The organism is Rhodococcus sp. IEGM 1241 (genome assembly GCF_033142365.1).
GTDB classification, from domain to species: Bacteria; Actinomycetota; Actinomycetes; order Mycobacteriales; family Mycobacteriaceae; genus Rhodococcus_F; species Rhodococcus_F erythropolis.
In genome coordinates this window covers 870,755-896,210 of the sequence record NZ_JAWLSE010000002.1, presented here as the reverse complement: position 1 = coordinate 896,210, position 25,456 = coordinate 870,755, and the positions used below count along the sequence as shown (strand labels likewise).

At 63.8% G+C, this 25,456-nt stretch carries 23 protein-coding genes; 10 read left to right on the top strand and 13 right to left on the bottom strand.

The window, feature by feature from the left end:
- Position 1: 1 nt before the first annotated feature.
- On the top strand, positions 2 to 2,338 hold the full coding sequence (locus R4P70_RS13875; RefSeq protein ID WP_007735324.1) for a glycerol-3-phosphate 1-O-acyltransferase: 2,337 nt from the start codon (positions 2 to 4) through the stop codon (positions 2,336 to 2,338).
- A complete protein-coding gene (locus R4P70_RS13870) occupies positions 2,335 to 3,768 on the top strand; it encodes an HAD-IB family hydrolase (protein WP_003941905.1) in 1,434 nt (477 codons plus the stop codon). Before R4P70_RS13875 ends, R4P70_RS13870 begins: the two co-directional genes overlap by 4 nt.
- On the opposite strand, the gene R4P70_RS13865 is transcribed toward R4P70_RS13870, so the two are convergent.
- Genes R4P70_RS13865 through R4P70_RS13855 form a run of 3 tightly spaced genes read right to left on the bottom strand, consistent with a single transcriptional unit; the run spans position 3,748 to position 6,723 of the window.
- On the bottom strand, positions 3,748 to 4,632 hold the full coding sequence (locus R4P70_RS13865) for a sugar phosphate isomerase/epimerase family protein (RefSeq protein WP_003941889.1): 885 nt from the start codon (positions 4,630 to 4,632) through the stop codon (positions 3,748 to 3,750). The two genes, R4P70_RS13870 and R4P70_RS13865, sit on opposite strands and share 21 nt — an antisense overlap.
- 7 nt (positions 4,633 to 4,639) lie before the next feature.
- Entirely contained in the window at positions 4,640 to 5,773 is a 1,134-nt protein-coding gene (locus R4P70_RS13860) for a hypothetical protein (RefSeq protein ID WP_256520488.1), read from the bottom strand.
- On the bottom strand, positions 5,773 to 6,723 hold the full coding sequence (locus R4P70_RS13855; protein WP_003941975.1) for a Ppx/GppA phosphatase family protein: 951 nt from the start codon (positions 6,721 to 6,723) through the stop codon (positions 5,773 to 5,775). The genes R4P70_RS13860 and R4P70_RS13855 overlap by 1 nt, the downstream gene beginning before the upstream one ends.
- A gap of 66 nt (positions 6,724 to 6,789) precedes the next feature.
- Here R4P70_RS13855 and R4P70_RS13850 point away from each other — a divergent pair, with 66 nt between their 5' ends.
- On the top strand, positions 6,790 to 7,575 hold the full coding sequence (locus tag R4P70_RS13850) for a hypothetical protein (RefSeq protein ID WP_003941928.1): 786 nt from the start codon (positions 6,790 to 6,792) through the stop codon (positions 7,573 to 7,575).
- A gap of 87 nt (positions 7,576 to 7,662) precedes the next feature.
- Here R4P70_RS13850 and R4P70_RS13845 read toward each other — a convergent pair whose 3' ends face one another.
- From R4P70_RS13845 to R4P70_RS13810, 8 genes are all read right to left on the bottom strand, one after another.
- Entirely contained in the window at positions 7,663 to 8,352 is a 690-nt protein-coding gene (locus tag R4P70_RS13845; protein ID WP_003942020.1) for a response regulator transcription factor, read from the bottom strand.
- Positions 8,349 to 9,584: a sensor histidine kinase gene (locus R4P70_RS13840; RefSeq protein ID WP_003941938.1), complete on the bottom strand. Its 1,236-nt coding sequence runs from the start codon at positions 9,582 to 9,584 to the stop codon at positions 8,349 to 8,351. Before R4P70_RS13840 ends, R4P70_RS13845 begins: the two co-directional genes overlap by 4 nt.
- Positions 9,585 to 9,746: 162 nt before the next feature.
- Positions 9,747 to 10,502 (bottom strand): phosphoglyceromutase, encoded by a 756-nt coding sequence (locus R4P70_RS13835; protein WP_317830937.1) that lies wholly within the window; start codon positions 10,500 to 10,502, stop codon positions 9,747 to 9,749.
- 46 nt (positions 10,503 to 10,548) lie between these two features.
- Positions 10,549 to 12,150, bottom strand: coding sequence for an AMP-binding protein (locus R4P70_RS13830; protein ID WP_317830936.1), 1,602 nt, complete (start codon positions 12,148 to 12,150; stop codon positions 10,549 to 10,551).
- Between the two features lie 139 nt (positions 12,151 to 12,289).
- On the bottom strand, positions 12,290 to 12,787 hold the full coding sequence (locus R4P70_RS13825) for a YbjN domain-containing protein (protein WP_047268888.1): 498 nt from the start codon (positions 12,785 to 12,787) through the stop codon (positions 12,290 to 12,292).
- Positions 12,784 to 14,112, bottom strand: a complete 1,329-nt coding sequence (gene mshA / locus R4P70_RS13820) for a D-inositol-3-phosphate glycosyltransferase (RefSeq protein ID WP_075832632.1) — start codon at positions 14,110 to 14,112, stop codon at positions 12,784 to 12,786. The genes R4P70_RS13825 and mshA overlap by 4 nt, the downstream gene beginning before the upstream one ends.
- A 42-nt stretch (positions 14,113 to 14,154) precedes the next feature.
- Positions 14,155 to 14,982 (bottom strand): alpha/beta hydrolase, encoded by an 828-nt coding sequence (locus R4P70_RS13815; protein WP_317830935.1) that lies wholly within the window; start codon positions 14,980 to 14,982, stop codon positions 14,155 to 14,157.
- A complete protein-coding gene (locus tag R4P70_RS13810) occupies positions 14,928 to 16,154 on the bottom strand; it encodes an MFS transporter (RefSeq protein ID WP_003942019.1) in 1,227 nt (408 codons plus the stop codon). Before R4P70_RS13810 ends, R4P70_RS13815 begins: the two co-directional genes overlap by 55 nt.
- A gap of 111 nt (positions 16,155 to 16,265) precedes the next feature.
- Between R4P70_RS13810 and R4P70_RS13805 the strand changes: the two genes are divergently transcribed.
- The 3 genes from R4P70_RS13805 to R4P70_RS13795 all read left to right on the top strand — a co-directional run bounded on the left by R4P70_RS13805 (position 16,266) and on the right by R4P70_RS13795 (position 18,497).
- On the top strand, positions 16,266 to 17,039 hold the full coding sequence (locus R4P70_RS13805) for a PIG-L family deacetylase (RefSeq protein WP_003942001.1): 774 nt from the start codon (positions 16,266 to 16,268) through the stop codon (positions 17,037 to 17,039).
- A gap of 64 nt (positions 17,040 to 17,103) precedes the next feature.
- Positions 17,104 to 17,496, top strand: a complete 393-nt coding sequence (locus R4P70_RS13800) for a PaaI family thioesterase (RefSeq protein WP_058227471.1) — start codon at positions 17,104 to 17,106, stop codon at positions 17,494 to 17,496.
- Positions 17,493 to 18,497, top strand: a complete 1,005-nt coding sequence (locus tag R4P70_RS13795) for a tocopherol cyclase family protein (RefSeq protein ID WP_007735336.1) — start codon at positions 17,493 to 17,495, stop codon at positions 18,495 to 18,497. The genes R4P70_RS13800 and R4P70_RS13795 overlap by 4 nt, the downstream gene beginning before the upstream one ends.
- Here the strand turns inward: R4P70_RS13795 and R4P70_RS13790 are convergent.
- Positions 18,463 to 19,332, bottom strand: coding sequence for a LysR family transcriptional regulator (locus R4P70_RS13790; protein WP_054828413.1), 870 nt, complete (start codon positions 19,330 to 19,332; stop codon positions 18,463 to 18,465). The genes R4P70_RS13795 and R4P70_RS13790 overlap by 35 nt on opposite strands.
- Before the next feature lie 70 nt (positions 19,333 to 19,402).
- On the opposite strand from R4P70_RS13790, the gene R4P70_RS13785 reads away from it, so the two are divergent.
- A complete protein-coding gene (locus R4P70_RS13785) occupies positions 19,403 to 19,762 on the top strand; it encodes a YybH family protein (RefSeq protein WP_054187841.1) in 360 nt (119 codons plus the stop codon).
- A gap of 15 nt (positions 19,763 to 19,777) precedes the next feature.
- Here the strand turns inward: R4P70_RS13785 and R4P70_RS13780 are convergent, their stop codons facing one another.
- Positions 19,778 to 21,049, bottom strand: coding sequence for an ROK family transcriptional regulator (locus tag R4P70_RS13780; RefSeq protein WP_208689752.1), 1,272 nt, complete (start codon positions 21,047 to 21,049; stop codon positions 19,778 to 19,780).
- A gap of 342 nt (positions 21,050 to 21,391) precedes the next feature.
- Between R4P70_RS13780 and R4P70_RS13775 the strand changes: the two genes are divergently transcribed.
- From R4P70_RS13775 to R4P70_RS13765, 3 genes are read left to right on the top strand one after another with little or no spacing between them, the layout of a single operon-like run.
- A complete protein-coding gene (locus R4P70_RS13775; RefSeq protein ID WP_007735342.1) occupies positions 21,392 to 22,369 on the top strand; it encodes a TauD/TfdA dioxygenase family protein in 978 nt (325 codons plus the stop codon).
- Positions 22,366 to 24,687, top strand: coding sequence for an arylsulfatase (locus R4P70_RS13770; protein ID WP_317830934.1), 2,322 nt, complete (start codon positions 22,366 to 22,368; stop codon positions 24,685 to 24,687). Before R4P70_RS13775 ends, R4P70_RS13770 begins: the two co-directional genes overlap by 4 nt.
- A gap of 15 nt (positions 24,688 to 24,702) precedes the next feature.
- Entirely contained in the window at positions 24,703 to 25,452 is a 750-nt protein-coding gene (locus tag R4P70_RS13765) for an SDR family NAD(P)-dependent oxidoreductase (RefSeq protein ID WP_003942076.1), read from the top strand.
- Positions 25,453 to 25,456: the final 4 nt, after the last annotated feature.

Genomic DNA, 25,456 nt, shown 5'->3' with positions numbered 1-25,456 from the left:
CATGAGCGAGAACACGACCAACCCGCGCGTGTACCTCACCGAAACCATGACAGAGGCCGAAGCCGGCGTGCTGCGAAAGTGGCTTGCCGACAAGGCAAGCTCATCCGAAACTCGGCCGGTCACCGTCAACATCACCGACAAGACCCTGGCAGAACTGGCGGCACGGACCGACGACCCGATGCTCGCACCGCTTCGCGTGGTGTGGATTCCGGACACCCATACCAAGCACAACGTCGCGGTGCGACTACGTGATGCGCTGGCACCACGCGATCCTCTCCACCCCGGACGCGGTGCACAACGCAGAACCCTGCGCACCGACCCCTCTCGGTGCCAGGTCATCGAAGGTGAACCCGCACCACTGAGCGATCTCGAGCGTCGCCTCGAAAAGAGCGGTGGCGGTTCGCTACCGGAGTTCATCCGACGGCAGGCCGCTCTGGCACTCGAACGCGCCGAATTGGGCCTACTGGGTGGCCAGTACAAGGTGTCACGGTTCGTCGTCGACGAGATCACCGACACCCGCCGATTCGCCACCGAGGTCATGGCTTTGGCCGACCGGTTGAACATCGCCGTCGCCGAAGTCGATCGCCGCGCACGTGAAGCTCTCGAAGAAATGGTTGCCACCCAGAGTCGCCAAGCCATCGCGGTGTGGGATCGCCTGGGCCGCTACTTCGCTCGCGCCTACAAGCTGGACGTGGACACGAGCCGCTTCGAGGAACTCCGTGAGCTGAACAAGGAACACTCACTGGTCTTCCTCCCCAGTCACCGTTCGTACCTCGATCCCCTCGTCCTGCGTCCGGCGTTGATCGCGAACGGCTTGCCGCTCAATCACGTCATGGGCGGCCTCAACATCAGTTTCTGGCCCATGGGCTCGATCCTCAAGCGCAGCGGCACCGTCTTCATTCGTCGAAGCATCGGCAACGACGAGGTCTACAAGTGGTCGATGCACGAGTACATGCGCTATCTGCTGACCAAGCGCTTCAATCTGGAGTGGTACATCGAAGGTGGACGCGGACGTACCGGGAAACTACGCCCGCCGCGCTTCGGTCTCCTGACCTACCTGACCAAGGCATTTCAGGTCAGCGGAGCGTCCGACGTGTACCTCGTCCCGGTTGCGCTGAGCTACGACCAACTCTACGAGGTCGGGGCCATGGCTGCCGAGGCGCTCGGCGCCGAGAAGACACCGGAAGGCCTGCGCTGGATGGTGGGTTACGTACGCGCCCAGGGAAAACGCAACGGTGTCGCGCACGTGACCATCGGCCGGCCGCTCTCACTCGCGGACGCACTCAGCCAGGAAACCGATCAGCGCCTCGCCATTCAGAAGGCCGGCATCGAGGTGTGTCACCGCATCAACGAGGTCACCCCGGTGACCGTGTCTTCACTGGCGATGTTGGCGTTCCTCGGAATCGAAGACCGGGCGTTGACAGTTCGTGAACTCACCGCGATTCTCACGCCGCTGTTCGGCTACATCACCGCGCGAAATCTTCCGATCGCCGGCGACGTCGAACTGTCCGATCCGCGTGTCATCGAGAAGGCATTGCAGACACACGTCGATTCCGGGGTGCTCGAGCGCTTCGATCGGGGCGGCGAGCAGGTCTTCTACCTCGGCAAGGACCAGCATCTTGTCGCTGCCTTCTACCGCAACAACACGATTCACTTTCTTGTCGTGCGTGCCATCACCGAACTCGTACTTCAGGCAGCCGTCGAAGAGCGGTTCGAGGACCCCATCGGGGACGGGTGGGCAGAGGCCAAGCGCATCCGAGATTTGTTGAAATTCGAGTTCTTCTTCAGTGACCGGGACACGTTCGAGCAGGAGATGCGGACCGAGCTGACGCTGATCGACCCCGAGTGGGAAACCGTCATGGCCGACGACAAACGAACCGAGCACATGATCGAGACGGTTCGCCCGTACCTCGCGCACCGCGTGCTCCAACCGTTCCTCGAGGCGTACCAGGTTGTCGCCGATCAGCTTGTGCTCGCGCCGATTTCGACATCGTTCGACGAAAAGTCGTTCATCAGCAACTGCATCGACGTCGCACATCAGCGTCGACTGCGGCAGCAGATCGCCAGCAACGAATCCGTCTCCGGCGAATTATTCGCCACCGCACTGAATTTGGCGCGCAACCGTAACTTGATCGAAGTCGACGACGACGGAGTCCGGGCCAGGCGCCTGGCATTCGCTGCCGAGATCAAGGTTCAGGTCGAGCGCCTGCGTCACCTTCGCGCACTCGCGCATGCACGACTCGATCAGGTGGCGATGCCGGTACCGGACGCCGCCGCGGTAGTGACCATTCCAGAAGCAAACCGAGCGCCCGCCGCGAACGAGGAAGTAGGACTGTGACCGGACTCGAGCGTCTGCACTCCGCCATCGAAGCCGCCCCGCCCGGGCCCGGAACGATCGCCGCCTTCGACCTCGACGGCACCTTGATCAGCGGGTACTCGGCCAGCGTTGTGTACCGAGACCGCCTGCGACGCTTGGATATCAGCGTCGGCGAACTCTTGCGCACCACCGGTGCCGCGATCGACACCCAATTCCGCGGCGCTGACGTCGGAGCACTGATGGACATCGGCGTTCGAGCATTGGGCGGCCGTACCGTCGAGGAACTGAACGACTGGGGCCGACGGCTGTTCAAGCAGGAGATCGCCGCGATGATCTACCCGGAAGCCCGCGGGCTACTGGCGGCACACCGGCGAGCCGGCCACACGATCGTGATGGCTACGTCGGCGACTCCGTTCCAGGCCAAGTACGTCGCCGAAGATCTCGACATCGAAGACGTGCTGTGCACCGAGCCCGAAGTCGTGGACGGCATGCTCACCGGCGAACTGTCTTCGCCCGCACTGTGGGGGCCGGCCAAGGCCAATGCCCTTGCAGGCTATGCCGAGAAGATGGGCGCCGATCTGAAGAACGCGTTTGCGTACTCCAACGGTGTCGAAGACGTATTCATGCTCGAGGCCGTCGGGCGACCTGTCGCGTTGAATCCCGATCGTGGTCTGGCCAAGATCGCGTTGCGCAATCACTGGCCTTCGGTCAGCCTGCGTAAACCGCAACGAGGCGCAACACCGATCTCCACGATCCGAACGGCGACTGCCATGGGCGCGCTTGCTGCCACCGCCGCCCTCGGTGCGTCGGCAGGCATTGTCACCGGGAACCGTCAACTGGGTGCGAACCTGGTCGGCACGTACGGCCCTGACATCTCGCTCTCACTGCTGGGCATCGACGTCGAGATCGACGGCGAGCACAACGTGTGGGATCACCGCCCGGCGGTGTTCATGTTCAACCATCAGAGTTCCCTGGACATGTTGGTCCTGGGCACCGTGATCAAGCGTGACGTGACCGGCGTCGCGAAGAAAGAAGCGGCAAGCGATCCGCGGTTCATGCCCGTCGGTGCACTGCTCGACGTCGCCTACATCGACCGCACCGACACCACGAAGGCGAAGGCTGCACTGCAACCGGCAGTCGACAAGCTGAAGAATGGTGTCTCGATAGTCATAGCTCCGGAGGGCACCCGTTCTCCGACGCCACGTCTGGGCCCTTTCAAGAAGGGTGGATTCCACTTGGCGATCCAAGCCGGTGTGCCGATCGTGCCCGTGGTGATTCACAACGCGGGTGAACGGATGTGGCGCAATTCGCTTGTCGCCCATCCAGGCCCGGTCTATGTCTCGGTGCTCGATCCCATCTCGACCGAAGGCTGGGAGACCAAAGACCTCGACGCACACGTCGAGAAGGTGCGCGCGCAGTTCGAAGCTGCGCTACTTGCCGGCCACCGCTGAGCGTGCCAGGTGCTCGCGTGCAAACGCGAGCGCCTGCGCCAGCATCGACGACCGCTCCCGCCGGGTGCGCGCGTTCTGCGTGTTGATCTCGATGACAGCCTGGCCGCTGAATTCGCTCGCAGCCAATTGCTGACACAACTCCGCGCACGGCTGTGAGCCATGCCCCGGAATCAGGTGCTCGTCCATCGACGCCCCGCGACCGTCGGCCAGGTGCAGGTGCTCGAGCCCCTTGCCCATACGGGAGGCCAACTCCAGGGCATCCATGCCCGCCGTCGCGGTGTGCGACAGGTCGAGTGTGTAGTGAGCATGATCGGAATCGGTCGGGTCGTACGACGGACTGAACGCGGACAACGCTGCCCCTGGACCGCCACGTTTACGCAGACGCTCCGCGGACTTGTCCTTGCCGCCGAAGAAGCTGTCGGCGCGCATGGGGAACATGTTCTCCACCGCCACCACGACGCTGCTCTTCGATTCGAGATCGACAACCTGTTCCGCGAAGCCTTCGGCGTACTTGCGCTGCCACCGGAACGGCGGGTGGACGACCACCGTCGTCGCTCCCAAGGTTTCGGCCGTGCGCACCGAACGCTCGAGCTTCTCGACCGGATCGGAACCCCACACGCGCTGCGAAATCAGAAGACACGGCGCATGCACGGCCTGCACCGGAATGGCGTACTTGCGAACGAGGGCGGCAACAGCACCGACGTCCTGACTCACGGATTCGGCCCACACCATCAGTTCGACACCGTCGTATCCGAGATCAGCGGCGTAGCGAAATGCTGCTTCCGTGTTCTCCGGATATACCGAAGCCGTCGACAGGCCGACGGCTATCGGCCGACGAACCATGCGCTGCGATCCCCCGATCATCGTCCGATCAACCCGAGGTCAACAAGAACGCCAGTGGACCGAGCGTCACGATCATGCCGACGACCACCGCGATCACGAAACTCGTGATGTCGTCCGTCTTCCGCAGAACCCGCACGACGGCAACCAGGCCGACGATCACGATCAGCGCGAGCACCAACGCCACCCACGGCAGCATGTCCCACAGCTTCTCGAAGCCCTTGAACATCGCGCCGCCGACGATCAGTGCAACAACCACCTGACCGGCAAGCACTGCCCATTCACGGATCGAGTTACGCTCGCCTGTCTCTTCCGCTGCCGATTCGGCTTCGACATCGGACTCCGCGACGGCACTGGACTTTTTTGCACCGTCATCGACTGCCGGAGCCTTGACCAGATCGACAACAGCGGTGGATTCGGCCTCGCCGACATCCGCGTCTGCGATCTTGTCGATCAGTTCGGTGCTCTCTTCCGGCGCGGCCGGAGCGGGAGCGGTCTGTGCAGGTGCCTTGGCGACGGGAGTGGGGACACGCGGCGGCAGGATCGGCGGACGCAACGACGGCGACTGCGTTGCGGCGCGCTCCTGACGCATCAGGTCGCCCGCCAGGGTCTGACCCGACAGCAGGGCTGGTTCCTGCGTTACCTGCGTCGGTGACGAGGAGTTGAGCGGTGCCCGGCTCACCCACTGCCCGGGCGAGGACTTCGAGGTCTGTCCCGGCGAACGTGTGGAAGTCGGCTTCGGAGTGGTGACCGGCGGCGCAGCAACCGGCTTCGACTCACCCTTGGGTGCCTGCGGCTCGTCATCGTCATCGTCGTCGTCGAACGAGACGGCGAAGGCTGCGGTGCGATCGGCGGGAACCTTCGGTGCCGGTTCGACTGACTTGGCGGTTTCCGCGACAGCCTCGGCCGGCGCTGAAGGTGCAGAGTTCTCCGGCGCAGCGGTTTCCGGCGCAGCGGCTTCAGGCTGGGCTGCTGGTTCGTCGGACTCGGGCTCGGCGGCCGCGCGCGATCCCGACTGGCGAACGATCGGGATCTCACCCGTCAGTTCGGCGACGGAGATGCCACCGGCTACGCCGCGCCGGCGTCGTCCACCTCGGGATTCGACGCTCTGACCGTTCCGCTTGAGCAGTTCCGCTACGGAAATCTGCTGACTGTCCTCGGTCATCAAGCACTCACCACCAATTCACCGCCCATTTCTGTGTCGAGCTTTCGCAGAATCAGACCCTCACGCAGTGCCCAGGGACAAATTTCCAGTTCGTCCACTCCGAGCGCCCGCATGGTTGCCTCTGCGATGAGCGCGCCGGCCACAATCTGCTGTGACCGATCCGAGCTCACTCCTTCCAATTCTGCACGGTCCGCTGCCGTCATCCTGGATATGAAGGCTATGAGTTGCCTGAGTCCGCTGGAAGTCAGGGTCCGTTTTGCCCGGGGGCCTGCGGCAGAAGGGGCCGCGCCGGTGAGCCGAGCCAACGATCGGAAGGTCTTCGAAGTCCCGACCGTGCGGTCCCAGTCGCCGGCGGCGCGCAGTTCCTTGGCTGGTCCGACCAACTCCGCGTCCAGCCAGTCGCGCAATACAGCGACCCGGCGCTTGCCCGGCGGATCGGCCTGTAGCCAGTCGCGCGTCAACCGTCCGGCACCGAGTTGCAGTGAGAAGGCGACGTCCGGATCCTCGTCACCACCTGCTGTGAGTTCGAGCGAGCCGCCGCCGATGTCCAGGTTCAGGATGCGTCCGGCGCTCCAGCCGTACCAGCGGCGCACGGCCAGAAAGGTCAAGCGGGCTTCGTCGACCCCGGACAGAACCTCGAGGTTGACTCCGGTCTCGGCGCGGACGCGGGCGAGTACGGCTTCGGAATTGTTGGCGTCACGGACCGCGGAAGTGGCAAAAGCCATCATTTCCTCGCACCCGGACGTCTTGGCGATACCGGCGAATTCGGAAACCGTCGACACCAACCGATCGGCTCCTGACGTGGTGATATCGCCGCGGTCGTCAGTGTTTTCTGCCAGCCTCAACGTGGACTTGGTCGAGCTCATGGGTGTTGGGTGGCCGCCCCGATGGGCGTCCACAACCAATAGATGGACGGTATTGCTTCCGACGTCGAGTACCCCTAGTCGCACATCGCCACGTTACTGGGTCTACGGTCGGCCCTTGTGACAGCAGGTAACCCAGACCGGTCCCACAAGATGACTCCGAGCCCCGAGGTCGATCTCGATTTCCCGCGCGAATGGGTCGAATTTGTCGATCCGGATAACTCCGAACACCTCATTTCCGCTGATATGACGTGGTTGCTCTCGCATTGGACCTGCGTGTTCGGCACGCCGGCGTGTCAGGGCATCATCGGAGACCGCCCGGACGACGGTTGCTGCTCGCACGGCGCTTTCCTCTCCGATCAGGAAGATCAGGACAAGCTCGATGCGTCAGTGAAAATGCTCACAGCCGAAGACTGGCAGTTCATGGAAAAGGGTCTCGGCAAGAAGGGCTACGTCGAAGAAGACGACCTCGAGGACGAGCCCGCGCTGCGCACCCGCCGCTACAAAGGAGCGTGCATCTTCCTCAACCGGCCGGGTTTTGCCGGAGGCGAGGGCTGCGCTCTGCATTCCATGGCGCTCAAGAAGGGCATCGAGCCGCTCGAGGTGAAACCGGACGTGTGCTGGCAGCTACCGATCCGCCGCACCCAGGACTGGGTCGACCGGCCGGACGGCGTCCAGATCCTCAAGACCACGATCACCGAGTACGACCGCCGCGGCTGGGGTGAGGGCGGCGACGACCTCGCCTGGTACTGCTCCGGCTCCCCCGACGCTCATGTCGGGGAGCGGCAGGTCTGGCAGTCCTACGGGCCCGAGTTGACGGAACTTCTCGGAAAGCGCGCGTACGACGAGCTGGCTCGCCTCTGCAGGCGTCGCGCGGGCCTCGGCCTCATCGCAGTCCATCCGGCGACCACGATCGCTCAGAACAAAGCTCAGGGCTGACTCCGCCTGAACAAAAAGAATTCAGCCGCTCACACGATCGTGTGAGCGGCTGAATTCTTCTCGACATTTCTTCTCGACGAGGTTCGATCACGCTTCGAGCTTGTAACCCAATCCACGGACCGTGACCAGATGTTCCGGCTTGGCCGGATCCGATTCGATCTTCGAACGCAACCGCTTCACGTGTACGTCAAGGGTTTTGGTGTCACCGACGTAGTCGGCGCCCCAGACGCGGTCGATCAACTGTCCGCGGGTCAGCACCCGACCGGAGTTGCGGAGCAGGTACTCGAGGAGGTCGAACTCCTTGAGCGGCAACGTCACCGGGTTACCCGCGACCTGCACGACGTGGCGCTCGACGTCCATCCGTACCGGTCCGGCCTCGAGCACCCCGTTGTCGGAGGCGAGGTCCGCCTCGTTCTCCACCCCGCGGCGCAGCACCGCACGGATGCGAGCGATCAGCTCACGCGCCGAATACGGTTTGGTCACATAGTCGTCCGCACCGAGTTCCAGTCCGACGACCTTGTCGATCTCACTGTCACGCGCCGTCACCATGATGACGGGGACGCCGGAGCGCGACCGCAGCGCCTTGCAGACGTCCGTGCCACTCATGCCGGGCAGCATGAGGTCGAGCAGGACGATGTCCGCTCCGGAGCGATCAAATTCCGCCAACGCCGACGGTCCGTCGTTGACGATGGTGGTCTCGAAGCCTTCCTTGCGGAGCAGGAACGCCAGCGGGTCCGCCAAGGACTCCTCGTCCTCCACGATCAGCACACTCGTCATCGTTTGGCCTCCATGCCGTTTTCTCTACTGCCTTGTTCTCGTCTGCCGATCCGCGTGGAACCGGCGGTTCCCGCGTCGTCAGAGTCGATGTCGTCGTCCGACTCCACGTGTGCCGGTATCTGCAACGTGAAGGTAGACCCTGTTCCCGGTTTGCTCCACAGTTCGATGGAGCCGTTGTGATTGGCCGCGACGTGTTTGACGATCGCCAGCCCCAGACCGGTTCCACCGGTCTGCCGTGACCGCGCCTTGTCCACGCGGAAGAATCTCTCGAACACTCGCTCCTGGTCCGCTTTCGCGATGCCTTCTCCTCGGTCGGTGACTGCGATCGCGACATTGTCGCCGCGTACCGAACGACTGACGGACACCGGAGAACCCTTGGGCGAGTACGCAATAGCGTTCTCGATGAGGTTGGACAATGCTGTGACGAGGAGAGTCTGATCCCCGAGTACTTCCAGCCCACTCGGATGGTCGGTGGTGACCGTGATCCCGGCGGCCTCGGCCGACAGATTCGACCTCGACAGTGCTTCGGACACCACGGTGTCGACGTCGACCACGTCGAGATCCGGCAGCTTCTCGGCACCTTGCAGACGCGAGAGTGCGATCAACTCGGTGACCATCTTGCCCAGACGAATCGACTCACCGAGCACCCGTTCGCCGAAGTGGCGCACCGATTCCGGGTCGTCAGCGGACTCGAGCAGCGCCTCCGCGAGCAGGCTCATCGCACCGACCGGCGTCTTGAGTTCGTGGCTGACGTTCGCGACGAAATCGCGTCGGGTCGCCTCCATGCGGACCTGCTCGGAATCGTCGTCGGCGAACAGGACCACGAAGTTGCGATCGTCCTTGCTGAGCAACCGGGCCGTGCCACGTACCGCGATCTTGTCGCGGCCGCGCTGAGCGGTCTGCGCCGTCAGATCGACCTCGACGGGTTGACCCGTCCGCAGAACTTCCTGAGCAGCCCGCCAAGCTCGCTCGTCGACCAGACGATTCTTGACGAGACCGAGTTCCTCGGCGCGAGGATTGAAGAGCACGACGTCGTGAAAACCGTCGACGACGGCGATACCGCTTTCCGAAGCCAACACGATGAGGTCGAGAACCTGGGACATCGTGAGCCCGGTCTGTTCGTCCGAGCGCTGACTCTGGCGCGACGACAGCCTGGGTACCAGCACCCCGCCGACGAGGTAGCCGACCAAGCCGGCGACCACGACCAGCAGCACTGCAATCACGACACTCACGGCGCAATCGTACGTTCGCGCGAAGAGTCGGTTACGGCGGGTTCGGACGTTCCCACCCGTGTAATCCGCCAGGTGGACGGCGTTGGTTCGTCGTTCATCTGCTGTTGGCCGAGGCCCCCCGAAATCACTGTTCGGGGGGCCTCGACGCACATCATCGGGTTGCTACTTTCCGCCCTGATTCGCCACCGCGGCGGCGCCGGCAGCTGCGGCCTCCGGATCCAGGTAGGTGCCGCCGGGATTGAGCGGCTTCAGGTTCTCGTCGAGGTCGTAACGCAGCGGGATTCCGGTCGGGATGTTCAGGCCCGCGATGTCCTCGTCCGAGATGCCGTCGAGGTGCTTGACCAACGCACGCAGCGAGTTGCCGTGCGCGGTGACCAGCACGTTCCGACCGGCGAGCAGCTCCTGGGAGATGGTGTCCTCCCAGTACGGGATCAGACGCTTGACGACGTCGAGCAGGCACTCGGTCAAGGGAACCTCGTCGAGGTTCGCGTACCGGGGATCGGTGTCCTGGCTGTACTCGCTGCCGGCTTCGATGGCGGGCGGCGGGGTGTCGTAGCTACGACGCCAGAGCATGAACTGCTCGTTTCCGTACTCTTCCTTGGTCTGCGCCTTGTTCTTGCCCTGCAGAGCGCCGTAGTGACGCTCGTTGAGACGCCAGTCGCGCACTACCGGGATCCAGTGGCGATCGGCGGCGTCGAGCGCGAGGTTGGCTGTGCTGATCGCGCGGCGCAGCAGAGACGTGTAGAGAACGTCGGGCAACAGGTTGTGCTCGGCGAGCAGTTCGCCGGCGCGCTTGCCCTCGGCGATGCCCTTGTCTGTCAGGTGTACGTCCACCCAGCCGGTGAACAGATTGAGTGCATTCCATTCGCTCTCGCCGTGGCGGAGCAGGACCAGGGTTCCGATACTCATGGCGTTCATCCTGGCACGAGTACCGGAACCCTTCTTGATCAACCCTGTCCGGAAATCAGCTCGGGGCAACTTCCGCAGTTCGCAGATCCTTGCGGAGGATCTTTCCGGCCGCGGATTTCGGCACGGTGCTGATGAACGAAACCTGGCGGACCTTCTTGTGCGGCGAGACGCGCTCGGCGACGAAGGTGATCACGTCGGCTTCGGTCAACTCGGCGCCGTCCTGGAGCACCACGAATGCCTTCGGAACCTCTTCGCCCTCGGCGTCGAGCACGCCGATCACTGCGGCGTCGGCGATCTGCGGGTGGGTCAGCAGCAAGGCCTCGAGTTCCGCCGGGGGAACCTGGTAGCCCTTGTACTTGATCAGTTCCTTGAGGCGGTCGACGATCTTGACGACGCCGTCGCCGTCGACGGTCGCGATGTCACCGGTGTGCAGGTAACCGTCGTCGTCGAGGGTGTCCTTGGTGGCCTGGTCGTTGCCGAGGTAGCCGAGCATGATGTTCGGGCCCTTGCACCACAGTTCGCCGGGCTCGCTGACGCCGTCCGAGCCGAGAGGCGGGTACGCGACCTCTTCGCCCGTTCCGGGGTCGACGAGCTTGCATTCCATGTTGGCGATGGTCGGACCGCAGGTGTCGAGCGCGATGTCGTCGCGGTCGAACGGGATCGCGTGCGAGACCGGGCTCATCTCGGACATGCCGTAGCCCTGGCGGACGTGGCAGTTCAACCGGTCGGCGACGGCCTTGCCGAGCGCCGCGTCGAGCGGGGCCGCACCGGAGAAGATGGTGTGCACGCTCGAGAGGTCGTACTGATCGACGAGCGGATGCTTGGCCAGCGCGACGGCAACGGGCGGTGCGACGAAGATGTACGTCGACTTCTCCTCGGCGACGATCCGCAGGAACTCGACGAGATCGAACTTCGGCATCGTGATGAGGCTCGCGCGGCGATAGAGCGCAGCGTTGAGCAGGACCGTCATGCCGTAGATGTGGAAGAACGGCAGGACCGCGAGAATCTTGTCGTCGGTCTCGATGCCCATCCGCGGAATGATCTGGCAGACGTTGGCCACGAGGTTGCGATGAGTGAGCATGACCCCCTTGGGTCGGCCGGTGGTGCCAGACGAGTACGGCAGCACCGCGAGCTGGGTGGCCGGATCGAAGGAGACCTCCGGCGCCGCTGCACCCTCGCCGAGCAGATCACGCAGCGACAGATGGCCTTCGGCCCCGTCGAGCACGAAGACGTTCTCAGCCGGGATACCGACCAGGTCAGCAGCGGCCTTTGCCTGCGGCAGGAGCGGCGAGACGGTGAAGAGGAACTTTGCCTTGGAATCGGTGAGCTGCTTGGCGATGTCCTCGGCGGTGTAGAGCGCGTTGATCGTGGTCGCGACGCCACCGGCACGAAGGATGCCGTGGAAGACGGAACCGAAGGCCGGGACGTTGGGCGAATGCAGCCCGACCACGTCGCCGACGGCGAGTCCGCGCGCTGCGAGAGCGCCTGCAACGCCGTTGATCTGTGCGATCAGCGAAGCGTATGTGGTGACTGCGCCCGAACTGCCCTCGACGAATGCCGTCTTGTCGAGGTCTGCGGGGTCGGTATTTCCGAACAGGAAGTCGTAGACGCTGAGGTTGGGGATTTCAACGTCGGGGAACGGACTCTTGAAGCTCACTGTGCTCCTCGAAAAGTTGCGCGGCGGGGTGGTGTGACCAACTTACTGTGACTCACGGGAACAGTATTATTCCGTGACGACAGTCACAAGTAAAGGTCACTTTACGTGACACATTCGCGATGTGTCTCACCCCGCTCGATCAGCTCTGCGCGGGCTCTTCCTCGATGAGGTGCTTGAACGGTTCGAGATTCGCCAGCGACTCGCCTCGCGACACCCGCCACGCCCACTCACGCTTGATGGACGAGGAGAAGCCGAGTTCGAGGATGACGTTGAAATCGCCGTCGGCGGCTTCGAGAACCTGACCGAGCACTCGGTCGAGTTCATCGCCGGTCACCGCATGCTCCGCGATCTTGCCGACGAGGTAGATGTCCCCGACCTTGTCGAGTGTGTACGCCACCCCGTACAGACGACGGTTGCGCTTGAGCAGGAACTTGTAGACGCCTTCGAAGTTCTCGTCCACCTTGCGGCACACGAAGGCCTCGACCCGCACACCGTGATTGCCGACGGTGAGCAGAGTCGACGTCTTGAGTTTGTGTTCACCGGGAAGTTCGACGATGAAATGCGCGTCGTCTTTTCTGGTGAAGTCGAGTTCGCGCTCGGTGAGAGCCTGCTCGATGGTGTCCGAAATGCTGCTCATGTACGCACTCCCCCGGTCCGGCGCAGACGCCACAGACCCCGCGCACGGCGGGGCGAGAAGTCGCTGGGACCGGTTCCGTTGTTGTAGTTGACTGCGGCTTTGCGATAGCTCTCGAGCAAACCGTCCGCGGTGTGTTCCCACGAGAAATTTTCGGCGTGACGCGGTGCCTGCGCGGCGAGTTCGGTCAAACGCGTCGGTGCTGTCACCAAGGATTCGAGGGCGCCGGCCCAATCTTCGGTGCGGTGTCCTTGAACCAGCAGGCCGGTCTCACCGTTGCGCACGGCCACTCCCAGCCCGCCGACGTCGGCAGCGATCACCGGGGTTCCGCAGGCTTGAGCTTCGATCGCCACCAACCCGAAGGACTCCGAATAGCTCGGCACCGCAACCAGATCCGAGGCACGGTAGACATCGGCGAGACGCTCCGGTGCCTGCGGCGGCAAGAATGTCACCTGCGCGGTGATGCCGAGTGATCGTGCAAGTTCGATCAGCACGTCCGGCCGCGCGAGGCCAGTTCCGGACGGCCCGCCGACGACGAGGATGCGCAACGGCAACTCGGGGCGACGGCTGATCACTTCGGCGGCAGCACGCAGCAGAACGTCGGGTGCTTTCAGAGGTTGGATGCGGCCGACGAAAGTCACGACGATCTCGCCCGGGTCCAACCCCAACGACGCGCGGGCTGAATCGCGATCGCCCGGTCGGTAGCGGGTGAGATCGGCGCCGGGAGCCACGACGTCGATACGCGTGGGATCTGCGCCGTACAACTCGTGCAGCGCCTTGGCTTCGTCGGTGGTGTTGGCGACCAGGCGATCGGACTCGGCGACTACTTGCTGCTCGCCGATCTGACGTGCTGCCGGCTCCGGGGTGTCTCCCTCGGCAAGCGAAAGATTCTTCACCGCCGCGAGGGTGTGTGCGGTGTGTACGAGGGGCACGCCCCAGCGGTCGCGGGCGAGCCAGCCGACCTGCCCGGACAACCAGTAGTGCGAGTGGATCAGGCTGTAGTACCCGGGCTCGTGTCGCGCTTCCTCCCGTAGAACTCCTGCGACGAAGGCACACAGTTGAGTCGGCAGATCCGCCTTGTCCAGCCCTTCGAAGGGACCAGCAGCAATGTTCCGAACCCGCACTCCGGGAGCGGCGTCCACCACGGGTGCGTCGGCCGAGGACGTCGCGCGGGTGAATATCTCCACCTCGACGCCACGTTTGGCGAGCTGAATGGCGGATTGCAGAACGTAGACGTTCATCCCACCCGCGTCACCGGTGCCGGGTTGCGCCAATGGCGAGGTGTGGACCGAGAGAACGGCCACCCGGCGAGGGCGCGAAATGTGCATGGGCGTCACGACTCCATACTGCCCCCTCACCGGGCGCGAACTCTAACCGAGGCTCGAGATGAAGGTTCGCACTTCGGACACGAATCGTGTCGGATCCTCCACGAACGGGCCGTGATTGCAGCCTTCCCAGTACGACGCCTGGGACTTGGGAATCAGTTCCTCGGCGTGCTTACCTGCGCTCACGTCGACGACGGAGTCGTCGGTTCCGTGCAGAACGAGAACGGGGATATCCAGGTTGCGAAGCAACTCGTCGTGACCGACAGCACGGTTGAACAGTGCTGCGCGCACCCGCGGACGCGTCGAGAGGCTGTACCCGAACAAGGCCTGCGAGGCTGCACCCTTGCCCTCGGGTGGGCCGGTGAGAGCATTGCCGAAGGCGCCGAGTGCACGGATCGCCTCGCGGGGATCTTCGGACATCGCGCCGGGAACTGCGCTACGCATCGCGGAGCCGACCTTGCCACCTTTTTCGCCGCGCCCGATGCTGGTGATCGCCCCGACCAGAACCGCACCCGCCACCGCGCCGGTGCCGTGCGCTGCCAGGTAATCGCAGATCACCAGACCGCCGTACGACCAGCCGAGCAGGATCGCGTTCTCGGTGACGCCTTCGGCCGCAAGAACAGCCGCGACGTCGCCGGCCCAGTTCGCGGAATCGTCGTATCCGGATTCGGGCACATCGGAGTAACCGTGGCCGCGCAGATCGACGGCGATCAGCCGATAGTCCGCGGCCAGGTCCGCGAGGACCTGCTCGCCCCAGCACTGCGAGGACTGAGCCCAGCCGTGCAGCAACACCAGCGGGGTCCCCGCCGAATTTCCGGTTACTCGATAGACGATGGACGTGCCGTCGACGCTGACGGCTTCACGAATAGACATGCCGTCACGATAGAGGCTGCGACTGCGGCGCCGACGGCGAGCATGTAGGCCGACGGGACGCCGTAGCGATCGATCAGCTGTCCGGCCAGCGCAGACCCGAGCGCCACGCCGACGCCGAGGCCGGTAACCGTCAGGGTCATTCCCTCGGTGAGCTTTTCCGGCGGGACGATCTGTTCGACCAGGGCTGTCGCGATGATGAGCGTCGGTGCGATGGTCGCGCCCGCCAGCACGTAGGCACCCGCAAGTGCGGCCACGTTTCCGACCAACAGAAGCGGGACGCTGAGAACGGCGACCGCCGAGGACGCGATCATCAACTGCCCGCGCAGCGATCGCGCCGGGTGCATCGACCCGAAGATCAGTCCCGCGATTCCCGAACCGCCGGCGAACAGCGCGAGGACCAGCGTCGCCGACCCCGGCGAATTCTGTTCCTTGGTGAACGCGATGGCGCCGACGTCGATGACGCCGAAGATCGTTCCGAGCATCACCATGATCACGATGACGATCCACATCACGTGGTTACCGAGAACCGATCGTCCGCGGCCGGGTCGGCGCGGATGCACCTTCGGTTCGGTTCCGCGCTGTATCACCAGCAGCAGGGTTCCGGTGACCAGCAGGATCAACCCTGCCAGTGGTCCAGCCTCGGGGAAGAGCCCGATGCTCAGACCTACCGATATGACCGGGCCCGCCACGAAGCAGAGCTCGTCCACCACCGATTCGAAGGCGAAGGCCGTGCGCAGCTGAGGTTTTCCGACATAGATCGCCACCCACCTGGCGCGAATCATCGCGCCGATCGTCGGAGTGGCGCCGCCGGGGACGACCAGAACGAACAGCAGCCAGTCGGGAGCTTCCATCCGGACTGCGAGCAGGAGCGCCCCGATCGCGGTGACGCTCACGGCTGCGGCAATCGGCAGGACCGCTCGCTGTCCGAAGCGGTCGACCGCACGCGAGACCGCGGGAGCGATGATCGCCGACGAGAGCGCAAAAACCGCGGCGAGCGCGCCGGCGAGCGCGTAGTCACCACGAAGTTGCGAGATCATCGTCACGATTCCGATACCGATCATGGCGATCGGCAGCCTTGCGACAAATCCGGCGGCCGAGAAGGCGACCGATCCGGGGGCGGCAAAGATCTCGCGGTAGGCGCTCAGCAGGCCTTTGTTGGTGGATTCGCTCATGTCAGCTTCTCGTGCACTGAACAAGGTTCACAGAGCCGAGGCCGACTCGACAAATCGTTTTCACTGTGCGCTCGGGTTGACCTGTCGGTAACTTGCCTTACGATTGCGCGAATGAGTGTCCTGGTGTGTTTCCACGCCCATCCCGATGACGAAGTTTTCACTACGGGCGGTGTGATGAGAATGGCCGCCGACGCAGGTCACCGCGTCGTAGTCGTCACCGCTACCGACGGTGCTCTCGGTGAATTCCCCGACGGACTGTTGGACGAATACGAGACGTTGGCTCAGCGCCGCAGCCGTGAGCTCGAGGCGTCCACCGACGCGTTGGGTGCCAGTCGCGTCGTGTCCCTGCACTACCCGGATTCGGGGATGGTGGGTACGCCCGAGAACGAGAATCCGGAAGCGTTCTGCAACGTCGACGTCGAGAAGGCCGCCGAGCGTCTGGCCGAGGTTCTTCGTGAAGAGAACGCCGATGTCCTGACCATCTACGACCCCAACGGCGGATACGGCCACCCGGATCACATCCAGGTCCACCACGTCGGCGTTCGTGCTGCAGAACTCGCGGGCACGCCGTTCGTCTACGAGGCGTCCACCAACCGCGATCACATGAAGATGCTGATGCAGGCCAACCCCGAGTGGACCGAGGAGGCGCAGCCGCCGGACATCGAATCGTTCGGGCTTCCGGCTGACCAACTCACCACCGCGGTCGATGTCAGTTCGGTGATCTCGTCCAAGCGCGCGGCCATGTACGCGCACGCAACGCAGGTCGGCGATTTCGGCCCGTTCCTCGAAATGCCGACGGAGCAGCTCGCCGCGGCATTCGGCACGGAGTGGTTCCGTCGTCGCAACGCGCCGGAAGGGCTGTCGGAAACCGCCCTGCCCCTGTGAGTCACCGCCCTCGATAAACCGAAGTCCCGACGGAGGTTTCGGCGGCTCGTTAACATCGGTAGGCATGGACCTCGAACAACTTGTCGCGAGCATGCCTTTTGCAGTTCACACCGGAATTCAGTTGGACAGCGCGGCACCCGAACAGGTTGTCGGCCATCTGGATTGGGACAGCCACCGCACCACCGCCGGCAACGGAATGCACGGCGGCGCCTTGATGACGCTGGCAGACAGCGTCGGCGCCGTCTGTGCATTCCTCAATCTGCCGCCCGGCGCAAGTACGTCCACCACCAGTTCGTCGACCGTCTTCACTCGCGGCGTGCGCAAGGGCACGGTCACCGCCACCGCCCGGCCACTGCACGCGGGGCGCAGCACCGTCGCGGTGGTGACCGAGATCCGCGACGACGAGGGCCGCCTCGTCGCTCAGGTCACCGCATCACAGGCAGTACTGGGATCGTGAAGCTTCCCGCGTACCGCGCCTCGGGTGCCACCCTGCCGTACGGCAATCTGCTTGCCTCCCATGACGTTGCGATGGAGGGTTACTTCTGGCGATTCACGATGCCAGACAGCGGACGGGTGGTGATCGCGCTCGCCGGAATCAACAAGGCCGACGGCGGCAGCTGGTCGACGCTCGGTCTCGCGGCACACCCAGGCGGATTCCTCCGCACTGCTGAGCATCCGAACGGATCGGCCGATCCCCGTATCCTGGGGGCCTACGCCGACAACGCTTTCCGCGGCAATGCCGATCGACTCCAGGTCGATTTCGGCGACAGTCATCTCGACGTACGCATCAGTAATCAGCGATTCTGGCCGCACCGCCGCTTCGGGGGGTCGAGTTACTTCCAATCAGTTCCCGCACTCAATCAGTACTGGCATCCGTGGCTGCTCGGCGGCCGGGTCGAGGGAAGCGCCGTCATCGACGGACAGAGCTGGGATCTCACCGGAGCGCAGGTGTACGGCGAGAAAAACTGGGGAAAGGGAGGATTCCCGGAATCCTGGTGGTGGGGACAGGCACAGGGGTTCACCGATCCTCGAGCCTGCGTGGCGTTTGCCGGCGGACAGGTCAGCGCCGGACCTCTGCGCACCGAAGTCACCGCCGTCGTTGCCGCGCTACCGGACGGAACGGTGTTGCGGCTGGGTAATCCTCTGACGTCACAGGTGGAGACGACGGTGTCCGACGATCGCTGGACGCTTCGGGGTTACAGCCGGAAGTGGAGCGTCGACATCGACGGGACCGCACCCATCGCCGACGCACACATACTTCCTGTTCCGATACCTGCCGAGCGTCGAAACGTGCCAGGAGCGCTCGAGCATCTCGGTGGAACGATGTCGGTCATCGTCCGGCGACGCGGCACCATCGTCTGGAAGGACAGGTCGAGGTTGGCTGCTCTCGAGCACGGCGGATTGGATCGGGCGCAGGCCGAACTCACTCGGCGGGAACAGCTCTCGCAAGATCGATGAGAGCGGAGGCCGCAGGATTCTTGCCGCCCGACGAACGCCAGACCAATTCCAGCCGAGATCGCGCCTCCGGTTCGAGATCGATCCGATGCAACTCCCCCACTGCCGACTCGGGAAGCACGGCCATTCCCAGCCCCTGCGCTGCCAATGAAACGATGATGCCGAGGTTGCTTGCCTCGAGCGCAACCGTCGGCGTGGTGCCGGCCGCGGCGCACGCGAAGTTCAGACACGTCCTGATACCGGTTCCCTCCGGCAGACAGATGACCGATCGCGTGGCGAGCTCGGCAAACGGTAGAGACGACACCTCGGCCAGCGGATGATCCGTTGCCACTCCGGCCACCAGTCGTTCGTCGGTGATCACCCTCGATTCGAGCCCTTCCGGCAGCTCTCCCGCCACCCCGATGACGGCTATGTCGAAGGTTCCGTCCAACACTCCGGCAAGCAGACTGCGCGAATCGTCCTCGGCCAGCGAAATGTCCAGTCCGGGGTGTTTGTTGTGCAACCGACTCAGCAGATCTGTGAGGTCGGCGGAAGCGCAGGCGGTAACCATCCCGACCGAAACGGAACCCCGGACCAGTCCGTTCAAGGCATCGACAGCGTCGCGGGTGCTCTGAACGGCAGCAAGTGCAGCGTAGGCGTGCGGGAGGACAGCTCGCCCGGCGTCGGTCAGACAAACGGTTCGACCACTACGATCGAGCAATTCCTGCCCCAACTCACGTTCGAGCCGTTTGACCTGGGCACTCACACCGGGTTGGGCTACGTGAAGCCGCTCGGCGGCGCGAGTGAAGTTGGCTTCCTCCACTACCGTGACAAAGTATTCGAGCTGCCGAAGTTCCATAACTGCTGATTCTAGCTGCGAGACAAACTAGATCTTGGACTTATCGCCGGAGTACTAGAACGATGGAAGCATGACAACAACAGATGACGTTCAGAAGGCCGGAACCCCGGAAGACATCGCGAAGCTTTTTGTGCAGTTCGCCAACGCTGGTGACGCAGACGCCGTCGCCGCACTCTACGAGGAGGATGCGGTGATGGCCTTCCCTCCCGGATCCCTCACCGTGGGCCGCCAAGCCATCCGCGAGGTGATCTCTCAGATGCTGGCAGCTGCACCGAGATTCACCGTCGAGGAATCTCTACCGACGGTGATCAGCGGCGACCTGGCCATGACCTCGACCAAACCTTCCGACGGAACCGGCGGGCGCACGCAGGTCGCGCGCCGCCAGCCCGACGGATCTTGGTTGCGAGTCTTGGATCGACCGGAACTCTGACTACCCTCTTCGCAGTCAGACGGCCGACGCGCGGCGCATAGCCGCAGCGGGATCTGCAAACAGCGAGCTCAGTGACACGACCGTGGAAGCGTATTCCTGAACCCGATTGCCGAAACCGGTAATTCGAATGTCCTTACGCTCCAAGGAGGATGCCGTCGAGAAAGCCTCGGCGACATGGGGCACCCCGGCCGGATAGTCGGTGAATGCCTGACCACCCAGAATCACACGATCCGGGTTGAACAGGTCACGCAGCATCGCCACTGTCCGGCCGAGGACGCGTGCTCGATCAACCAGAAGCTCGTGTGCCGGAATGGAACCCGACGACGCTGCCCGGTAGACGTCCGCGATCGTGACACGCTCGCCGCCCTGGATCACGGCGCCCGAAGACAAAGCCTGCGCGACTACGGCGCGGTCACTGATCGTCGCTTCAAGGCAACCCACGGCTCCGCAGGTGCACCGTGCGGACGAACCGGTGGGGAGGTGCGCGATCGAACCGGGTCCGCTGGACGGCGTGTGTACTCGCCCTTCGAAAGTGATTGCGATACCGGCAGTTTCACGAGCATAGAAGTACAGGCCGGTAGTGCCCGGCGTCGGGGCTTCGGCACGGTCGGTGCTGAGCAGAAGTTCCGACGCGGCCATCGCCTCGACGTGGGCGGCTACCGATACAGGGAGATCCAAGCCGGCTCCGATGATGGACCCGACCTTGGCGCCCTTCCATCCCAGACGCGGGTGATCGACGACTCCGGTCGCTGAATCGACGCGACCGCCGATGGCCACGCCGACGGCGAGCGGACGACGCTTGTGCCACCGCGAGGCAAAGGATTTGGCCGAGCGCGCAATCGTGGCAAGCGCGACAGCAGAATTGGTGGCAGGCGTCGGAATCTCGACGGCGCCGAGCACCTTTCCACGAATGTCGCTGGCGATGATGCTGGTGACGACGGCACCGATGTGGATGCCGACTGTCAGATAAGGCTCGTGGTTGACCTCGAACGGAACTCGCGGACGCCCGATTGCTCCGGATGCCGTCAGGTCCGCGCGTTCGCGCAGGATCCCGAGGTCCAGCAGGCTCGTGACCTGCCGGTTCACGGTGGCGATGCTCAGCCCTGATGCCTTTGCCGCAGTGTCACGTGAGAGCGGCCCACGGGATCGAGCAATGCGCAACACAGTCGCGGACGGACCGTCGGCGATGCGTAGTTCGGGCGCAACTATCTGGGTACGGGTCCGGGTTCCCGAGAGCGCGGTTCGCGATCGGATGTTCGGAATGGCGGAGATTGTGGGTGTCGACATGGCTGTCCCTTGCAGAAGGAGGAGAAGGCGCATATCTCTGTCGACCGAGAAATCAGCGTTTCCACTGGTCACACGAAGAAATAGACAGAAAAGGCGCAGAAATTAGCTGCAGAAAGAACGGCGGCGACAACACAGCTCTCGCGCCAGAGGCAGACGCGAACCAAGCGCAGCGGTCACATAGGTGACCCGCAAAGCGGCAGGCTGGTCGGTCGACATGGCTCCAAAAGTAGCAGCTTCACCGAGATTCACAAATCAGGTGCGGTAACGATCACACTGAACGCAACCCTGTCGGGGCGAAATCTCGCGTGTTTGGGTGGGCACACTCCCCACGAAAGGTGCACCATGTCTACAGCTTTCGCCAAGCCGACCCTCACGAATTCGGCATCAACGAACGGAGCGGCCGTTGACGCCGCTCGCGGCACTGTCACCACCCTCGGCGCGCATATCGGCGCCCGAATCGACGGAATCACTCTCGGCGGGCATCTCGACCCGGCGACGATTTCCCTCATCCGGCAAGCACTTCTCGAACACAAGGTGATCTTCTTTCGCGGGCAAGACCACCTCGACAACGATTCGCAGTACGAGTTCGCCCATCTGCTGGGTACCCCGACCACTGCCCACCCCACCGTGAAGTCGCACGGCGCAAAAGTTCTGCCCATCGACTCGGACCTGGGCAAGGCCAACAGCTGGCACACCGACGTCACCTTCGTCGACCGCATCCCCAAGGCTTCGATCCTGCGCGCGGTGCAGCTACCCGAATACGGCGGTTCCACGACGTGGGCGTCAGGGGTAGCCGCCTACAACGGGCTGCCGGATCCGCTCAAGGCGCTCGCGGAGAACCTCTGGGCTCGCCACACGAACGTCTACGACTATGCGGCGACCAGCGCCGAGCGGCTCACCGAAGATCGCACGGCCGCCTACCGCGAGGAGTTCCAGTCCACGTACTTCGAGACGGAACACCCGGTGGTGCGGGTCCACCCCGAAACCGGAGAACGCACGCTCGTCCTCGGACATTTTGTCAAGAACTTCGTCGGGTTGAGCACCGAACAGTCGAACGGTGTATTCAAGCTCTTGCAGGATCACGCCATCAAGCTCGAGTACACGACGCGGTGGAACTGGGAAGCGGGTGACGTCGCGATCTGGGACAACCGCGCCACCCAGCACTACGCGATCGCCGACTACGACGATCAGTACCGGCGTCTGGAGCGCATCACCCTTGCCGGCGACATCCCGGTCAACATCCACGGGGAACGAAGCCGCAGCATCGCCGGCGACGCTTCCGAATACTCGATCATCGAAGGCGCCTCGACTCTCCCATGACTTCACCGGATTCCGCCCCTCCTCCGCACGCCCGCGGATACGAAGGCTTCGAGGGTCGAATCGGCCGCACCGCAGCCGATTCGACCCCGTCGTGGCCCACCTCCACGACCCCGATTCCCGGATCACCCAACATCGTCGTGGTTCTGATCGACGACATGGGGTACAGCGACATCGGGCCGTTCGGCTCCGAGATCGAGACTCCCACCCTCGACCGCCTTGCCGCGCAGGGCATTCGGATGACCAACTATCACACGACGCCCCTCTGCTCGCCGTCGCGCGCAGCTCTTCTCACCGGCCTGAATCCGCACCGCGCCGGGTACGGTTTTGTCGCCAACGCCGATCCGGGCTACCCCGGACTGCGTCTGGAATTGGCCGACGACGTCCAGACACTCCCCGAAATCCTCCGCGGCGCGGGCTATGCGACCTATGCCGTCGGCAAGTGGCACCTCGTACGCGACGCCAACCTGGCCCCGGGACGAAGTCGTGACTCCTGGCCGACGCAGCGCGGTTTCGATCGCTACTACGGCTCACTCGAAGGCCTCAACTCCTTCTACTATCCCAATCAACTGATCTCCGACAATTCTGTGGTCGACGTGGACGAGTACCCCGAGGGGTACTACCTCACCGACGATCTGACCGACAAAGCGGTCGGGTACATCAAGGACCTCCGCGCCCACGATCAGGACAAGCCGTTCTTCCTCTACTTCGCACACGTCGCCATGCACGGACCGTTGCAGGCCAAGCCTGCCGACCAGGAAAAGTACCGCGGCCGCTACGACGAAGGGTGGGATCGAATCCGCGAGTCGCGGTTCGCCTCTCAGCTCGTGCAAGGCCTCTTTCCGGAAGGTACGCAACAAGCACCGCGAAACTCCGAACCCGGCTTCGACGTCCCCGAATGGGAATCACTCACGCCGGAAGTGCAGTCCAGGTTCGCCCGCTACATGGAGGTGTACGCGGCGATGGTCGACTCGATCGATCAGAGCGTCGGACGCATCGTCGACACCCTGGACGAACTCGGCGAGCTCGACAACACGATCATCGTCTTCACCTCCGACAACGGCGGCACCGCCGAGGGCGGTTCGGACGGGACCCGAAGCTACTTCGCACAGTTCGCGCATATTCAGGATCCGGACTGGGTGGGCGATGTCCCCCACGACGAATCCCTCATCGGCGGACCTGAATTGGGCGTCCACTATCCACGTGGATGGGGACAGACGTCCAACACCCCGTTCCGGTTCTACAAAGGGCAATCCTTTGCCGGCGGGATCCGTGTTCCTTTTCTCCTGTCCTGGCCCGCTGGATTGAAACCCGGAGCAGACGACAACGGGATTCGCGACCAGTTCGCGTACGTCACCGACCTGACCCCTACGCTGCTCGAACTGGCCGGAATCGACGCACCCAGTGTGCGAAACGGGCTCCCGGTGAAAGAGTTCGACGGGGTGTCTTCCGCGCCCGTTCTTCGTTCGTCTGCCGCTCCGAGCACTCACACCGAGCAGTACACCGAGATGACCGGCAACCGTGGCTACTACAAGGACGGCTGGAAACTGCTGGCTCTCACCCCAGCGGACATCGACAAACCGCACTGGCAGTTGTTCGACGTCCGCACCGACCCGACCGAGCTCGACGACCTGGCATCACGGTTTCCCGACAAGGTTCGCGAACTCGCCGAGGCCTGGGACCACTCGGCGTGGGCGAACACCGTGTTTCCTCTACTCGGCAATACCGTCGGCGCGGTTCGCCGTCCGGAGGAAGGAGCACTCTCACGCCCGGTGCGACTACTTGCCGGAACGCCCCCGCTGGAGCGCTACCGCTCATCCAAGCTGATCGGGTTCCGCGACTTCGACATCACGGTCGAACTCGACGGTTACCGCGAAGGTGACGCCGGTGTCCTTGTCGCCCATGGCGATCCGCAGGGTGGGTACCTTCTCTACGTCGAGGACGGGCACCTGCATCTCGGGTACAACGCGTTCGGTTCCTACTCCGTTGTCGACGCCGGACCGCTGGCGCTCGGCACCGAACGCATCGAGCTGTCGGTGACGGTGGTACCGCGGTTGCGTTGGGATCTCCACGTCAGCGTCGACGGCATTCACGCGGGCCGGCTGCTCGGGCAAGTACAACTGGTGGGAATGGCGCCGTGGACCGGTATCTCGGTCGGTGTCGACGCCAGGGGACCTGTGTCGTGGGAGGTACGACGACGCCATGGTCCCTTCCGGTACAGCGGCGCGCTGCGCGCCGTCACCTACACACCCGGTCGGATACAAGTACCGCGTCGTCACATCGAATCCATCGAACGGGAAGCAGAGTATGCCGCTGACTAGCCCTACGATTGCATCATGACCATTTCTTCCGATGCCCGCATCGCCGTAGTCACCGGAGCCAGCTCCGGAATCGGTGAGGCCACCGCCCGCACCCTGGCAGCTCAGGGATTCCACGTCGTGATCGGTGCTCGCCGCGTCGATCGTCTCGAGAAGATCGCCGAGGAAATCGGTGGTACCGCTCTCGAACTCGACGTCACCGACGAGGATTCCGTCGACGCGTTCGCGGCCGTGGTCCCACGTGTCGACGTGTTGGTCAACAACGCGGGTGGTGCAAAGGGTCTGGCAACAGTCCTGGACGCCGATCTGGACGACTGGCGGTGGATGTGGGAGACCAATGTTCTGGGCACGTTGCGTGTGACGAAGGCACTGCTGCCCAAGCTGATCGATTCGGGTGACGGTCTGGTCGTGACCATCACCTCGGTGGCCGCGCTGGAGGCATACGACAACGGCTCGGGCTACACCACCGCCAAGCACGCTCAAGCCGTCCTTCATCGGACATTGCGTGGTGAACTGTTGGGCAAGCCCGTTCGACTGACCGAAATCGCGCCGGGAGCCGTCGAGACGGAGTTCTCACTCGTCCGGTTCGAGGGCGATCAGGACAAGGCCGACAAGGTGTACGAGGGAATCACACCGTTGGTGGCGCAGGACATCGCCGAGATCATCGGTTTTGTCGCGTCGCGGCCGTCACATGTGAACCTCGATCAGATCATCGTCAAGCCGAGGGATCAGGCAAGCCCCGGTCGGTTCCACCGCACCACCAGCTAGTTCG